The sequence below is a fragment of the Streptomyces sp. SDr-06 genome, from assembly GCF_003324565.1.
In the GTDB taxonomy this organism is placed as follows: domain Bacteria; phylum Actinomycetota; class Actinomycetes; order Streptomycetales; family Streptomycetaceae; genus Streptomyces.
In genome coordinates this window covers 59,716-74,054 of record NZ_QOLA01000020.1, presented here as the reverse complement: position 1 = coordinate 74,054, position 14,339 = coordinate 59,716, and the positions used below count along the sequence as shown (strand labels likewise).

13 protein-coding genes are annotated in these 14,339 nt (G+C 70.9%); 3 read left to right on the top strand and 10 right to left on the bottom strand.

The window, feature by feature from the left end:
- Window positions 1-28 precede the first annotated feature (28 nt).
- From DT019_RS30440 to DT019_RS30400, 9 genes are all read right to left on the bottom strand, one after another.
- Window positions 29-2,734: a helix-turn-helix transcriptional regulator gene (locus DT019_RS30440; RefSeq protein ID WP_223279840.1), complete on the bottom strand. Its 2,706-nt coding sequence runs from the start codon at window positions 2,732-2,734 to the stop codon at window positions 29-31.
- Between the two features lie 213 nt (window positions 2,735-2,947).
- Window positions 2,948-3,574, bottom strand: coding sequence for a DUF998 domain-containing protein (locus DT019_RS39865; RefSeq protein ID WP_189390071.1), 627 nt, complete (start codon window positions 3,572-3,574; stop codon window positions 2,948-2,950).
- Window positions 3,575-4,313: 739 nt separating this feature from the next.
- Window positions 4,314-4,727, bottom strand: a complete 414-nt coding sequence (locus tag DT019_RS30430; protein WP_114040176.1) for a VOC family protein — start codon at window positions 4,725-4,727, stop codon at window positions 4,314-4,316.
- The gene (locus DT019_RS30425; RefSeq protein ID WP_114040175.1) at window positions 4,724-5,308 is read right to left on the bottom strand and encodes a dihydrofolate reductase family protein; all 585 of its coding nucleotides are present in this window, start codon (window positions 5,306-5,308) and stop codon (window positions 4,724-4,726) included. The genes DT019_RS30430 and DT019_RS30425 overlap by 4 nt, the downstream gene beginning before the upstream one ends.
- 258 nt (window positions 5,309-5,566) lie before the next feature.
- Window positions 5,567-6,769 (bottom strand): serine hydrolase domain-containing protein, encoded by a 1,203-nt coding sequence (locus DT019_RS30420; protein WP_114040174.1) that lies wholly within the window; start codon window positions 6,767-6,769, stop codon window positions 5,567-5,569.
- Window positions 6,770-7,097: 328 nt separating this feature from the next.
- Window positions 7,098-7,775 carry a Pr6Pr family membrane protein gene (locus tag DT019_RS30415; protein WP_114040173.1) on the bottom strand — a complete coding sequence of 226 codons (678 nt, stop codon included), beginning with the start codon at window positions 7,773-7,775 and terminating at the stop codon, window positions 7,098-7,100.
- A gap of 117 nt (window positions 7,776-7,892) precedes the next feature.
- Entirely contained in the window at window positions 7,893-8,759 is an 867-nt protein-coding gene (locus tag DT019_RS30410; RefSeq protein WP_114040172.1) for a hypothetical protein, read from the bottom strand.
- Entirely contained in the window at window positions 8,756-9,562 is an 807-nt protein-coding gene (locus DT019_RS30405; protein WP_114040171.1) for an ABC transporter ATP-binding protein, read from the bottom strand. The genes DT019_RS30410 and DT019_RS30405 overlap by 4 nt, the downstream gene beginning before the upstream one ends.
- Window positions 9,559-10,749, bottom strand: a complete 1,191-nt coding sequence (locus DT019_RS30400) for a flavin-containing monooxygenase (RefSeq protein ID WP_223279839.1) — start codon at window positions 10,747-10,749, stop codon at window positions 9,559-9,561. The genes DT019_RS30405 and DT019_RS30400 overlap by 4 nt, the downstream gene beginning before the upstream one ends.
- A 118-nt stretch (window positions 10,750-10,867) precedes the next feature.
- Here DT019_RS30400 and DT019_RS30395 point away from each other — a divergent pair, with 118 nt between their 5' ends.
- Both DT019_RS30395 and DT019_RS30390 read left to right on the top strand, forming a co-directional pair.
- On the top strand, window positions 10,868-11,305 hold the full coding sequence (locus tag DT019_RS30395; protein ID WP_114040254.1) for a VOC family protein: 438 nt from the start codon (window positions 10,868-10,870) through the stop codon (window positions 11,303-11,305).
- A gap of 79 nt (window positions 11,306-11,384) precedes the next feature.
- The gene (locus DT019_RS30390; RefSeq protein WP_114040169.1) at window positions 11,385-12,053 is read left to right on the top strand and encodes an HAD family hydrolase; all 669 of its coding nucleotides are present in this window, start codon (window positions 11,385-11,387) and stop codon (window positions 12,051-12,053) included.
- 217 nt (window positions 12,054-12,270) lie between these two features.
- On the opposite strand, the gene DT019_RS30385 is transcribed toward DT019_RS30390, so the two are convergent.
- Window positions 12,271-12,834, bottom strand: coding sequence for a TetR/AcrR family transcriptional regulator (locus DT019_RS30385; protein ID WP_114040168.1), 564 nt, complete (start codon window positions 12,832-12,834; stop codon window positions 12,271-12,273).
- A gap of 290 nt (window positions 12,835-13,124) precedes the next feature.
- Between DT019_RS30385 and DT019_RS30380 the strand changes: the two genes are divergently transcribed.
- Window positions 13,125-14,189, top strand: a complete 1,065-nt coding sequence (locus tag DT019_RS30380; RefSeq protein WP_114040167.1) for an aldo/keto reductase — start codon at window positions 13,125-13,127, stop codon at window positions 14,187-14,189.
- Window positions 14,190-14,339: the final 150 nt, after the last annotated feature.

Sequence of the window (14,339 nt, the reverse complement as noted above, 5' to 3'; positions counted from 1 at the left end):
CTTTGTTACGTCATCGCCCCGCCTCTGGTCACTCGGCCGTTTCGCGCTCCACCACGTCGCGCAGTTGCCCCCGCGAGGTGACCCCGAGCGCGGGAAAGACCTGGTAGAGGTGGGTCCCGACAGTGCGCGGCGACAGGAACAGGCGCTCCCCGATCTCGCGGTTCGTCAGCCCCTGCGCGGCCAGCCGGACGATCCGTTGGCGCTGCGGCGTCAGCGTGCGGAACGCGCTGTGCGGCGCGGCCTCGATCGCCACGCCCGCCGCGCGCAGCTCCGCCTGGGCACGCTCGCTCCAGTGCACCGCGCCAAGGCCCTCGAACACCTCACGCGCCTTGGTCAGAGCGGCTCGCGCCTCGGCGATCTGCCGCTGCCTGCGCAGCCACTCGCCGTACTCCAGCCAGATCTGGGCGCGCTCGAACGGCCAGCGGTGTCCGGCCGGGTCTTCCAGAGCGCTCTGGAAGTGCGCTCCCGCCTCCGCGGGCTCGGCCAGCAGCGCGCGTGCCCTGTTGAGGATCTGCCGCAGTCGCGGCGATGCGCCGTCGGCCACTTCCGCGACGACCTGGTTCAGGGCCGCCGAGGCGTCGTGGGTGTGCCCGGTGAGCAGGGCCGCCGCGGCGAGGTCGGCGACGGCGTAGCAGGACAGGTGGTAATGGACCGGCGTCCCCGACCAGTCGAAGAGGGACCGGAAGTGTCCGTAGGCCGAGGCGTGGTCACCCAGCGCGGTGGCCGCCAGGCCCGCCGCCCGGCGGGCGCGGACCACGGTGCCGGCCGCGCCGGCGGGCTCCGTCACGGCCAGCGCCGCATGGGCGTGCCTCAGCGCGATGTCCGGTTCTCCGGTCAGGGCGCACAGCGTGGCCAGGACGGTCAGGGCCCGCACCGCTCCCAGCGTGTGTTCGCCCGCCAGGAACCGTCGGGCCAGCGACTCGACCCCGAGCCGTGCGTCCGCCCACCGGCCGCTGTCGAGATGGGCCCAGGCCAGATCGGCGGCGGTCATCCCGCCGTGGAAGGCCGCGGCGTGCTCCCACTGCGGGTTCGCGACCTCGGTGAGCAGGCCGACCGCCGTCTCCGTCTCGTCGAGCAGCATGCACAGCACCCCGAGCGTGTGGGTCTCGGTGGGAATCCGGCCCGGCGCCGAGGCAGCGGCCCGAAGGTGGGCGCGTACCCGGTGCCCCGCGCCGAACGGGTCGGTGACACCGGCGTCCCACAGGTCGTACGGACGCTTTTCCATACCCTCCTGCGCCCGGTCGGCCAGCAGCCTCAGCAGTCGTTCCCGCTGGCGCGGAATGCCCGAGTGGTACGCGATTCCGGTGGCGATGGTGGAGGTGCCCTCGTCCAGCCGTGCAACGTCGCTCAACGTGTCCGGGACGACCAGGGCGAAGGCGCACTCCATCCGCATCATCAGCATGTTCACCAGCCCGGTCAGGGCCGATATCCACGGCGTCGCCGCCGGATCCTCATTCACCGACGCGGCCTTCGCCGCCAGGGTCTCCGCCTGCGCGATGTCACCGACCAGCACCCCGACGTAGGCGGCCGTCGTCAACAGGCGCGTCCGGTCGGCGGCCGCGGGGTGCAGTTGGGCGGAGCGCTCCAGGCCACTCAGGGCTTCGACGAGGGCGCCGCGGCTCAACGCCCGCATCGCGGTGCCCTCCAGAGCGGCGGCCACCCCGGGATCCGGGGCCACGGTCGCCGCCGACAGCTGCCAGGCCCGACGGTCGGGGTCGTGATCCAGCACGGCGGCGAGCGCCAAGTGGACCCGGCGACGCTCCGAGAACGGCGCGGCGCTGTAGATCGCCGACCGGATCAGGGGGTGCCGGAAGGCGATCCCGTCCGCGTGGAGGCTCACGAGGCCCGCCTGTTCGGCGGGCTCCCAGACCTCCATGTCCGTGCCCGGCGGAAGGGCGGCCAGGACCGCGGACAGGTCAGCACCTTCGGCCGCTGCCGCGACGAGCAACGCTTCCTGGGTCCCCGACGGAAGTTCACCGACCTGCGCGGTGAAGGTCCGCTCGACCAGATCGGTCACGGGGAGGTGGCCCAGGGGCGAGAGCCCGCCGTCCCGGGCCGCGGAACGCGCCAGCTCGACCAGGGCCAGCGGGTTACCGGCCGCCGTGTCCAGGACGCGGCGGCGAACGGCTCCTGCCGGCGGTGCGGGCTGAGCACCGAGCAGTTCCTCCGCCTCGGCCGGAGACAGGGCGGGCACCAACAGCTCCGGGACCGAGGGATCGAGCCAGTCGGGCCGCCGCGTGCCGCGCGCGGCGACAAGCAGCCCGATCGGCTCGCCCGCTAGGCGCCGTGCCAGGAACCCGAGCACCTGGAGGCTGCCCTGATCGATCCACTGCGCGTCGTCCACAGCGAGCAGCAGCCGCTGTTCCGAGGCGAGCTGGGACATCAGGGTCAACACGGCCAGGCTCATCATCATGTGGTCGGGAGGCGTGGGGTCGTCACCGAGCCCGAAGGCGCCGAGCAGCGCGGCCCGTTGCCGCGGCGGCAACTGCTCGGCCCGGTCCAGGAGCGGCATCAGCATCTGGTGCAGCCCCGCGAAGGCGAGCTCGGTCTCGGCCGCGCTGCCCCGTACGCGAAGAACCCGGGTCCCCTCTTCGAGAGCCTCGTGAACCGCCATGTCGAGGAGGGTGGTCTTGCCGACGCCGACCTCGCCGAGCAACAACATGGCCGCGGGGGCCGTCCGCGATGACAGTGCCGTGGCCATGGTCGACCGTAGGTCCTGACGCCCGATCAACACGTGGGATACCGAACCTTCACACCAGTAGTGACATCCGCCGTACGTACGGAGGAGCGGACGGCACGACAGGGAGCATAGTCGGCGACGGAACGGGTTCCTCCCGTCCGACGCCCGCGGCTGCCCCGGCGGTCCCAGAAGGGCACCAGCACCTCGCCGTGTGCCAACGGCGGACGCAGCGTCAGATGGTCGCGGGCCCAACCGGAGCAGCCCTCCTCACGGGCACGTGCGCCGGCCCTTCACCGCTCCAGGGTCCGGTGAGGTACTCGGCGTAATGTCCTGCCTCAGCGAGACCGCCAACAGCCCCAGCCACAGGCCCACGGTGATCAGGTGAACCCGCTGCGCCATTCCCTGCCCGCCGGGCAGGCCGACGTACGGGCCGGCAGACAGGACAGCCGAAGCCAAGGACACCGGCAGCAGCCAGCACGCCCAACGTCCCGCCCACACACGTTCAGCGGAACCCGACCGCCTGGCGATCACGAAGGCGGCCATCGAAGCGAACAGTGTGAAATGCACCAGGCCGCTCGTCAGCGTATGCGCCACACTGTCCACCGGGCACCCCGCCTCAAGCGAGGGCGCGCACGGTATCGGAAACGCCACGTCCACGAGCGAACATGCCCCGAACATCGCCAGCGCGCCCCACCCCACGAGGGGCCAACTCCCTGGCCGCGTCCTCACGCCCAGACACGCCGCGGTCACCACCAAGACGGCCGTGCCCACCTCCACCGCGCTGAACAGCACACGATGGGGCTGGTCCGCGGCGAAGGCCTCACTGACGTAGGAGTCCCCTTGGTCCAGCCCCGTCGCCACCCAGAACTGCAGAAGCCAGTCGTTGTACGCCACAGCTCCCGCGACCAGACATCCGGCCGCTGCCCGACGGCCGAACGCCGAACCGTCACGCCTCGGTCCGCCGGGCGCGCCGCGGAAACTCGGCACGGCGTCTCGCCCAACCATGTGCCCACCACCGATGTCGTCCACCATCGCGCGCCGCCCCGCCGGACGCGGGCACGGACCATGCTGTTGCCGGGGTCGGCGCCCGGGGACACCCGCGCACCAGCCCGCTTCCGCCTGGCCCGGCACCGCATCAGCGTGCTCCGCATCGCTGTGCGGCGGTACCTCCTGCGGATACCGAGGTCGAGGGCCCTTGCGCACTTCCCGCCCCGCTTGACGAGGGACATAGCGGTACCTTCCTACACACTCTCCGGAAGCGAGCCCACGACACCCCAGCTCGCGCGGGTGCCACCCCACTGATGCCTTGCCACGCTCCACGGGCACCGGCGCGACAGCGTCCCCGAGGAACCCGCACATGCGGGCACGGGCACTGTGGGAGCCGACGGGTGGACCGCACCGGATCATCCAAGCGTCAGGACACCTGAACACCCGACGTCAACCGTCAACCGTCAACGGAGCATATTGGAAGGGGTGTTGGCGTACATGCGCGACGAGGCGCACCACCGGACCCGTCGGGCTCTGCCCAACGGCTGGTGCCGGAAGGCGGTGCGGTCCTTCCCCGTCGGCGAGGCGGCCTCGGACTGAGCGCCGCCTTGCCGGAGCGAGCTCCTGCCTCCGCTCGCCGTACCGCTCAGGAGAAGTCCGCGGCCGTGATGCCATCGGGATGCCCGGGCGGCCACTGCACCAACTCGATCCGGTAGCCGTCCGGGTCGGTGAGCCATGCGGTCTTCGGGCCGCGAGGACCACCCGGGTACTGGACGGGCCCGGGCTCCAGGCCCGCGTCGGCCAGCCGTTCCAGGGTGTCGGTCAGCGTGTCCACCTGGATCGCCAGGTGGTCGAAGCCCGTGCCCACGTCGACGCGCCCGCCATCAGGGCGGTGGACCAGTTCGAGCGAGGCCGCCGGTTCGCCGGGGAAGCTGAGGATCGCGAGCCGGCCCGCGTCGCCTCCCTCGATCCTGCCCAGTTCCCCATAGCCCAGAGCGGTGTAGAAGCCGAGGGAACGGTCCAGGTCGGTGACACGGTAGGAGACGAAGAGCGTCTTCACGCGGCCTCCCCGCATCGGCGCACCCGGTAACGCAGGTGCGTGACATCCCGGCCGTCGAGCCGTCGGACGAGGTCGAGTTCGATGTGATCGCTACCGAGGTGCTCGAACAGGCGTCGGCCGGCTCCGAGAAGCACGGGAATCAGGTGGATCTCCATCTCGTCGAGGTGCCCGGCTCGCAGGAGCGCCTGAGCCGCGCCCGCCCCATGGACCATGACCGGTCGGTCCCCGGCCGCCGCACGGGCCTGCCGCGCGCAGTCCTCGACGTCGGTGACGAATCGCGCGTGGCCGGGTGGCACGTCACCGTCGTCCACATGGTGGGTGAGGACGAAGATGGGCACGCCGTCATGATGGTCGCCCTGCCAGCGTTTGGCGAGTTCGAACGTCCGACGGCCGGAGATCAGCGCGCCGGTCTCCAGCGCCTCGCGGTAGATCTGGCCGCTGGGCCCGTCGGATTCCCGGTCGTCGAGCCAGTTGAACAGACGTCCACCGGCGCGCCCGAGCTCCTGGCCCGGTCGATCGTCCGGACCGGCGATGTAGCCGTCGAGCGACATCGACATGTACAGCCGAATCGGGTGATCCATTCTGGTCTCCACCTCTCCTCCGTCGTAGGGGGACGCTTGACCTCCCGCCCCGTCGGGACTGGAGTGTCAAAAGGGAGACCTCAGGCAGCGGGCAAACTCATCGCCCCGGCCGAGGCATAGTCCGGAGCGGTCGCTCCGTTGCGGTCTTCCGGCGGCACCCCGGTGCATTGGTCGGCCCCACGTGATCGGAGCAGGCTCCGGCCCGCCCCCGGGCGAACGGGCGGGGCACCTTCACGGGCCGCCGATGCCCGTCCCGGACTACCGCTGTTTCGGGCGCGCCCCCGGAGCGCGGCCGTCGTCACAGAGTGCGGTCCGGACGGCGGACGTCATGTCGGCGTTCTGGGCATCGGTACCGCCCGGGTAGAGATTCACCATCACCGTGGCCTGACGGTCGGCGGCGGCAGCGCCCGTCGTCTGATAGCCCGGCACCCCACCGTCGTGACCCCAGGCGAGGCCGCCGCACGGCAGGGGGTGACTCTCCAGGCCGAGGCCGTAGGCCCCGCCGTCCGGGCTTCCGGTCGGGCGGGTCCTCATCATCTCGTGGAGCTGGGCGGGCCGGAGCAGCTTGCCGTGCACGAGTCCGTCCAGGAAGCGGTTGAAGTCGGCGCCGCTGGAGATCATCGAGCCGCTCGCGCCCGCGAGCGTGGGGTTGAGCGCGGTGATGTCCTGGAGCGGCGCGTCCTCGCCCGGCCGGGCATAGCCGCGCGGGTGGGGCCCGCGCATCTCCGTGTCGTCGCCCGGGACGGACGTCTGACGCAGGTGGAGCGGTTCGATGACGCGTCGGCGGATCTCGTCGCCGTACGGGTGGCCGGTCACCCGCTCGATGAGCATGCCGGCCAGCACGTAGCCGGTGTTGGAATAGCTCCAGCCGGTGCCTGGTGCGAACGTGGGAGGGTGGGCGAGCGCGAGCTTCACCAGGTCACGGGGTTCGTAGTGCGCCAGGGGGTTGTTGAGGACGTCCTGCGGCTGAAGGGAGTCCAGATAGTCCGGGATGCCACTGGTGTGCTGGAGCAGCTGGCGGACGGTGATCCGTCGTCCGTCATTGCCGTGGCCCCGCACGATGCCCGGCAGATAGCGCTCCACCGGTGCGTCGAGGGACACGCGGCCCTCCCCCACCAGCTGGAGCACGACGGTCGCCACGAACGGCTTGGTCATGCTGCCGATCCGGAACCGGCTGTCGCCGCGCATCGGCGCGCGGCTCTTCACATCGGCGACGCCACTGGTCAGCACGGTGGCCCCGGACCGGTCCGCCACTGCTAGGAGCGCACCGGGAGCGCCGTCCGTCGTGGTCAGCTGGTGCAGGAGTTCACGGAGCCGGGGGGCGTCGGCGGCGGCATGAACGGGGGTCGCGTGTGCCGCGTTCTGCCGCGCCGAGCCGTCGTCGCCCTGCGCGGCCGCCGCGCCGCCGACCACCGCGACCAGTGCGAGCAGACCGGCCGACACACGTGGATATGAGGTCATGTGAGCGTCCCCGGTGGTGAGTTCGGTCCCGGTCCAGCGCCACGCGTCGTCCTCGGGTCGACGCGTCGTCCCGCGCCACCCCCATGGTGTCCGGGGCGTGGAGCGCGGCACGATGGGGCGACCACCCGGGCCGGGGTGGGGACAACCCCAGGCCCCCCCGAGAGTCACCTCCCGGGCGCCTGCCGTGGCCGCCCGACCGGCCGGGACAGGGCCGGACGCCCCGGGTCCCTGCCCCAGCGCCGAACGGTCCACCGGCTTAGCTCGCCTCGATGAGGCCCTCGGGGCCTGAACACCACCGCCGGGGTCAGGCCTTCCTGCCCGACCGCTCTCAGGCCACCGTCAGTTCCTGGTCCCGTCCGTCTCGCTCCCCGATGCCGCCCGTGCCGCCGGTCGTGCCGCTCTTGCGCCGCGCGTTGGCGTAGAGGACGAGCAGAGACGCCACCACGCTGAACGCCAGCGTGATGATCACCGACCAGGTCGCCACGTGCCCGTAGCCTCCCGGGTTGCGGGGGTCGAGGAAGTCGTACGGGTACCAGCCCGCGCTCGGGCCACGCAGCAGCGAGTAGGCGAGGTAGAGCAGCGGGAAGGCCAGCCACGGGAGGGCCTTGGTCCACGGAATACGGCGCAGCGGAGGGCGCAGGAGCCAGTCGGCGAGGAAGACGGCCGGCATGACACCGTGCACGACGTCGTTGGCCCAGATGATCGTGTTCGCGTCGATGGTTCCGGCCAGCAGGCTCCAGTAGACCGCTCCGGTGATCACCAGATAGAGGGTGGCGGCGCCCCGCACCAGGTCCGGAACGGGGCGGGTGCCCCACAACAAGGCGACCGCACCGGTCAGGAGGACGGCGACACCGAACAAATTCGAGAGATTGGTGAAGTACGAGATCCAGTTCGCGGCGCCCTCGTCGGTGTGCGTCGCTCGGTTCAGCGTGGCGGCGAGTGCGGCGACGGCCAGCAGCGCGAGCCCTGCTTTGACCGACCCTTCCAGCCTGGTGCTTATTGACATGGCCTGGATGTTACTTGCGTGTAGATCAGCGGATGACCCGGAGCAGCGCGTAAGGGCCGGCTCTGGGACCCGCGGCGTGGTGGGCCCCAGGGATCAGGGCGCGCACGGTGCCTGGCGTCAGGTGGTCTCCGATGCCCGCCGCGTGCGGGCCGGGCTGTACCCGGTCTCGACGGCGGCGTGGGGCGATGGCAGGCGTGGGGAGCGGCCCGTCGGCGAAGTGACCGGGCTGCACCCGCGGGTACGCACGGCCAGGACCACAGCCGCGGCACCGCTGGTGACCAGGCACCACAAAACGCCGAGCGCCGCGTAGGAGAGGCCGGGGCCGGTGCGGGTGAATGCGGCGGCGGCCGTGGTCTGGCTCGGCCCGAACAGGGGCAGCAGGACCAGCCATGGCTGGTCCGCGCGCGGGTTGGTCAGCGGGTTCTGCAGGGTGAGTTCGACGAAGATGCACGCGATCACGACGAACAACCCGCTCAGCTCGCTGCGCAGCGACGCGCCGAGCAGGGTGCCGATGCCCCCGTAGGCCAGTGCCGCGGCCCAGCCCGCCAGCCAGAGCATCCCGGGCTGCGGAGCCCCCACGGTCAGACGGAGTACCACCGTGATCTGCACTGCGAGCAGGGCGGCGACGGCGATCATGGCGGTGAATCGGGCGAGGGTGAGCGCGGTGCGGGGGTAGCCGGCGAGAACGAGCCGCTGGTCCATCTCCCGGGCCTTGAATGTCGTCATGAACATCATGAAGCCGATCACCGTGGCGGCACCGGGCAGGGAGCTGGTGATCTGAGTCGCCTTGCTGACGTCGCTGACGACCTGGACGTCGAGGACGTCCAGGCGGAACGTCAAGGGAGTGTGCGACAGCGATGCCCCTCCGATCCACACCCACCCCGGGATGAAGACGACGGCCATCAGGACGGCCAGGCGGTTGTGCACGTGTCCGAGCAGGGTCAGGCGCAGCGCCACCACAAACGCCGTGGTCCACGGCCTCATCGGGGTTCTCCTTGCGGAAGCGGTGTGAGACGACCGGCGCGGAGGTGGTGGATGGTGTCGAAGCGCGCCTGGTCGTGCAGGAGATGAGAGACGACGACGATCGCGCAACCGTCGCCGCGGAGTTGATTCACCAGGGCCCAGAAGCGCTCATAGGTGGTCCAGTCGAAGCCCTGGTGGGGTTCGTCCAGGATCAGCAGGTCGGGAGTGTGCATCAGGGCGAGCGTGAGGTTGAGCTTCTGGCGGGTGCCACCGCTGAGCCGGCCCAGGCGCTGATGCCGACTGTCGGCGAAGTTCAGCACATCGAGGAGTTCACCGGCCCGGTCGAGGTCAGCGAGCCGGTAGGCGGCCTGGAACAGCCGCAGGTGCTGGGCCACGGTCAGGGTGTCGTCCAGGTGGATCCGCTGTGGACAGTAGCCGAGGACGCCCGACCGCGCGATGCTGCCGCGGTCGGGTGCCAGCTGCCCTACGGCGATGCGCAGCAAGGTGCTCTTGCCCGTCCCGTTCTCCCCCGCCACGCCCACCAGGGCGCCCGGTGGCACCGTGAGGTCGACGCCGTCGAGGACCTGGATGGGCCCGTAGGACTTGCTGATGTCGCTCAGCAGCAACCGGGGTGGACCGACGCTCGTCTCCCGGGTCCTCGCCGTCGGCGGTCTGTGCTGCGCGGGAACCGGTGTCGCGGTCTGTGCCCGGGCGCTGTCGCGGTGCGATGGGCGTCCGGCGAACCGCAGGTGGGGCAGCAGCGTGTGCGCCGGGCCGTGCTGTCCTTCGCCGGGCTGTGCCGGGTACGGACCTCGTGCTGTCATGGGGCGGAACTCAGCGTTCCCGACGCGGAGTTGGAGGTGCCGCTGCGTTGTCCGGGCATGGACGGGTACGGGGCCGCGATCGCACGGGCGATGGCGCGGGCCTCGACGCCGGCCTGGTGCAGGGCGCCACTGAGGGGGTTGGTGAACCCCGCGAAGTACAGATGGGGCGCGGCGGGGATCGTCCGCGCGCCGTGCGCGGCCGGCCGACCGAGCGCGTCGAGCAGGTCGGGGCCGGGCAGCAGCGACTCGAGATGGGGGCGGTAGCCGGTTGCGGCGATCACGGCGTCCGGGACCAGATGAGAGCCGTCGGCCAACACAACTCGCCGCCCGTCAAAGGCGGTTACGGCAGCCACGGGCTGGACCATACGGGCCCGCACCGACTTGACGAAGCCGTGGTCCAGCACGGGGTTGTTCCCCTCGCGCGCGTTGCGCGTGAACGGCCCGGCGGTGGGCCGCGCCACGCCGTAGGAGGTGAGGTCGCCAACCGCGCAGCGCTGCATCAGCAGAGCGGAACGGTCACGCCAGGACAGAGGCAGGAACTCCGTCATGCGTCCGACGGTGTGCCAGCGGCTGGAGCTGCGCGGCAGGATGTTCGGCGGGGTCCGCAACGCGATCCACACCTTCCTCGCCCCGGCTTGGGCCAGCACGCCGGCGATCTCGGTGCCGCTGTTCCCGGCGCCCACCACCAGGACCGAGCGCCCTCGGTAGGGCGCGGGGCTGCGGTAGTCGGCCGAGTGCAGGAAGTCGCCGCTGAACGAGTCGCGTCCGGGCCAGTCGGGCACGTGCGGGGTGTGGCAGCGCCCGGTGGCCACCACCACCGCCCGTGCCGCGATGGTCTCGTCACCGGTCTGCACTTTCCAGTACGGGCCTCCCGTACCGGATGCGGCAGCGGCCTCGATCCGTCGCGCCCGGGTCGCCAGGCGTACCTCCAGGCGATGGTGTTCGCGGTAGCGCTCCAGGTACTGGACGAAGTCGTCGCGCGCCACCCATGAGCCAAACCGGCGAGGCAGTGCGAGGCCGGGCAACCGTGATCCGCCCCGGGCGGTGTGCAGCCGCAGGTGGTCATAGCGCTGCGCCCAGCTCACGCCCACCTGTTCCCCGCGCTCCACCACCACGACCGGAACACCTGTCCGGCGCACCGTCGCCGCGACAGCCAGGCCGCTGGGCCCGGCTCCGATGACGACCACGGGCGCGCCGTCCCTGCGAGTTTCTCGGGGTGCTGGGGGTGTCTTCGGCATCACCGCGTCAACGAGCCCGCATCACAAAGGACACGCGGGCCCGTGCCGCGTCGGTAGCATGCGCCGCATGGCCATCAGACTTGAGAACGTCGGCATCGCCGTGCGTGACCTCGAAGCAACGATCTCCTTCTTCACCGACCTCGGCCTCACGGTGGTCGGCCGGGACACGGTGAGTGGCGACTGGACGGACACCGCCGTAGGCCTTGATGGCAATCACGCCAAGATCGCGATGCTGCAGACACCGGACGGGCAGGGTCGCCTTGAGCTCTTCGAATACATCCACCCGGAGGCGATCGAGTCGGAGCCCACTCGTCCCAACGACATCGGCATGCATCGCGTCGCCTTCTCCGTCGACGACATCGACGAAGCCCTTGAGACGGCCGCGCGGCACGGATGCCATCCCCTGCGCGGTGTGGCGACCTACGAGGACATCTACAAGCTCACCTACGTCCGCGGTCCCAGCGGCATCCTTGTGATGCTCGCCCAGGAGCTGAAGAAGAACTGACAGGTGATCGGGCCCAGGCCCACTCGCCAAGTGCAGCCCCGCACCCGGCGGCCCCTCGGCCGGATGGCATGATCGCGACGTGACCAGCGAACCGCTCCGCCCGGGCTCCGCGCGGTATGTCCTCTTCGATGTCGACGGGACGTTGATCGACGCGGTGGCCAACCAGCGTCGGGTCTGGGAGATGTGGGCGAGGAGATACGGACTCGACGCCGCCTCGGTCCACGAGGTCGCGCTGCGGACGCGACCCATGGAGACCTTCGCGACGGTGGCCCCGGAGCGAGACCCGCGGCAGTGCCTGGCCGCGTTGCATGAACTCGAGGACGAAGATGTCCGGTCCGGTGCCTACGCCGCGTTCGACGGCGCACCGGAGCTACTGAACGGCTTGCCCTCCGGCCGTTGGGCACTGGTCACCTCGAACTACGAGCACCGGGTGCGCGGTCGGTTCGCCCGCACCGAACTGCCCGTCCCGGCCGTGCTCGTGGACGCCGCCGCCGTGGAGGAAGGCAAACCGTCGCCGGCCCCCTACCTGCTGGCCGCACGGCGTCTCGGCGCGAAGCCGGAAGAGTGCCTGGTCATCGAAGACGCGCCGTCCGGTGTCGAGTCCGGCCTGCGAGCCAACATGACGGTCTGGGGCGTCAACACCCCGGCACCCGTCCAGGGCGTGCACCGTCACTTTCCGAGCCTGCTCGACGCGGCGCCCGACATTCTCGCCTTCGCGACGGGGTCCCTTCGGGGTTCCACGGTCTGAGCGATCCGTTTCCGGCAGCTCGCCCACGTCGGCCGCGTGGGATCTGGGCGCGGTGAGGTGAGGACGCGCAGCGGAGCCGCGTCGAATACCGCCGCTTGCCCGCCTTCTGCCGTACCGCTTCGGCACGTTGGTGGCCGCGGCACGCCGCCGATGCCTTGCCGAAGTGGGCGCCGCGGCCGGCGAAACGACCGCTGCGCGTACGGGGGCTCGCGAACGCCTAGCGCGGCCTGAGTCCGTCGACGACGACGGCCAGCATGCGGTTCAGCTGGGGGCGCTGCTCGGGCGCGCCTGCCACGGAGAGCAATCCGGCGAGGATGCTGCCCACGTCGGCCGGGTCGATGTCGGGTCGCAGCTCCCCTCTCGCGGAGCCGGCCTGGAGCAGCGTCGCCAGGATCTGCTGAACCTCGTCGCACACCGGTCCGGTGCCGAAGCGGCCGGAAGCGCTCATGGCGACCAGGGCCTCGCAGATGCCGCGTCGTTCACCGGCCCAGTCGGCGAAGCGCAGCATCCACGCGTGGAGGGCCTGTGCGGGCGGCTCGGTGGCCAGCAGGGTGTGCGCGTCATCGCGCAGGGGGCGGATCTGGTCCCGGTAGACCTCTTCGACCAGGTCCTCCCGGGTAGGGAAGTGCCGGTACAGGGTGGCGTTCCCCACTCCCGCGCGCTTGGCGATCGCGTCCAGCGAGATCGCCCGTCCGGATGCGAAGGCTTCGGCGGCCGTGGCGATCAGCTGCTCGCGGTTGCGCTGCGCGTCGGCGCGCAGGGTGCTGCGTGGAGGTGTCATGACCTTCGCGATCGTGAGTGTCGGACAAGTCTCGGAAGCCGTTGCGGGGAGGTCCCCGGTTCAGTGTACGGTGTGTCAAGTGGGGAGGTCCCCGGTTGCGGGTGCTCCCCCTTCTTCAGTGACGAGGGGTTTGCCATGCCTACAGCCTCACCACCGGGGGACGCGGCGCGCCGATGGCGGTGCCGCCCCGCTCCCACTCGAAGGGGCTTGACCCCGCCTGAACATCCACGGGCCTGCGACCAGCCCGGAAGCGGCACACGCCAAGCACCACAACCGCACAGGAGCACACGATGACGCTCACGCTCGACACCTACCGGCAGCTGGGACGTTCCGGCCTGCGGGTCTCACCGCTCGCGCTCGGCGCGGCCACCTTCGGCAACGACTGGGGCTGGGGTGCGGAGCAGGACGAGGCGCGGAAACTGTTCGACCTCTACGTCGAGCGCGGGGGGAATTTCATCGACACGGCGGTCACCTATACCAACGGCACCTCCGAGCGCATGCTCGGCGAATTCACCCGCGACCGGCGCGACAGTCTGGTCCTGGCGACCAAGTACACGACGCTGCGTCGCCCCGATGACCCCAACTCCGGGGGCGCGGGCCGAAAGAACCTGTTCCGCTCCGTCGAGACCAGCCTGCGTCGGCTGAACACCGACTACATCGATGTGCTCTATCTGCACGTATGGGACTCCACCACGCCCGTGGAGGAAATTCTGCGCGGCCTGGACGACCTCGTACGCCAGGGCAAGATCCTCTACGTCGCCATCTCCAACACCCCGGCCTGGCAGATCTCGCGCATGCAGATGATGGCCGACCTGCGCGGCTGGGCGCCGCTCACGGCGCTGCAGCTGGAGTACAACCTGGTCGAACGCACCGGTGAGCGTGATCTCCTGCCGATGGCTCAGGAGCTGGGCCTGGGAACCGTACTGTGGTCCCCCTTGGCGGGCGGGATCCTCACCGGGAAGTACAGCCGCCAGGACATCACCGCGCCGGCGTCCCACCAGGCCGAGAGCACCCGCCGGAGCTTCAACCAGGCGCTGGGCGGAGTGACCGGGCGCAGCCTCGCCATCGCGGACGCCGTCAAGGAGGTCGCGGCGGAACTGGGCCGGACCCCCGCACAGGTCGCACTGGCGTGGACCTTGCACAACCCTGAGGTGACAGCGCCCATCATCGGGGCGCGAACTGTCGAGCAGCTGCGGGAGAATCTGGGAGCCCTCGAGGTCGACCTCACCGCGTCCCAGAAGGCGCGCCTGGACGAGGTCAGCGCGATCGATCCCGGCTTCCCGCACGCCATGCTCGCCAGTGACCACATCCGCGTCCTGACCCGCGGAAACCTGAAGATCCAAGCCCGCCGCTGACGGGTACCGGCGCGATCCCCTCCGAGGCCCGCCGACCACGCGAAGGCACGCCCGCCCTCAAGTGGGCGCCAATCCATGGTTGTTGACCCGGCTCCGCGCCGCTCGGCATCCGTCCCGGCAGGAGGACGGATGCCGAGCGGCACGCGACGG